Source organism: Geothrix alkalitolerans (assembly GCF_022808885.1).
GTDB lineage: Bacteria > Acidobacteriota > Holophagae > Holophagales > Holophagaceae > Geothrix > Geothrix alkalitolerans.
In genome coordinates this window covers 1-511 of record NZ_JAKZLE010000013.1, presented here as the reverse complement: position 1 = coordinate 511, position 511 = coordinate 1, and the positions used below count along the sequence as shown (strand labels likewise).

Below are 511 nucleotides of genomic sequence, written 5' to 3'. Positions count from 1 at the left end.
TCGTTAGGCCTCTCAAGAACTCCCAGAACAATCCCAACACCAAAGTCGTTATCAGCGCTCACGCCGCTTCATCAACCTGCTAGGGAATCCATCTTATGAATTGGCTTGGCATTCTTCTCGGTTTGGCCCTTCTGGTTGGAATAACCGTCTTGATTGTCAAGAGCGACAAGGCCTCCATCAAGCAAGCGGTCAAAGCAAAGGGCTTTGAATTGGTAAAAATAAGCACTTCTTACAATTTCGTTCTGCGCAATTTCAATTACAAGGTCACGTTCCTCACCCCAGACGGCAACGAATCTCAAGCCAATTGCCGTGTATCCTTCTTCCTCGGCGTAATCTGGGAAAATGAGGATTCCTTTCTTAAGTGGCTTCTCCCCTGATATCCATCGGCCTAACCCTTAGCTCAACTCGGACCCCGCCTGCATTGCCCTCCGCTCTTTCTCTTCGTTCCGCTTCCTCGGCTCCGCTCATAGCCTCGGTGCAGGCGGGGCCCGGTTAGCTTCCTACGTTAGGC

Annotated in this window: 1 protein-coding gene; it reads left to right on the top strand. The window is 51.1% G+C overall.

Annotated elements, in window-relative coordinates; all coding sequences use genetic code 11:
- Positions 1-95: 95 nt before the first annotated feature.
- Positions 96-377 carry a hypothetical protein gene (locus tag MLJ35_RS15740; protein ID WP_243385052.1) on the top strand — a complete coding sequence of 94 codons (282 nt, stop codon included), beginning with the start codon at positions 96-98 and terminating at the stop codon, positions 375-377.
- Positions 378-511 lie beyond the last annotated feature (134 nt).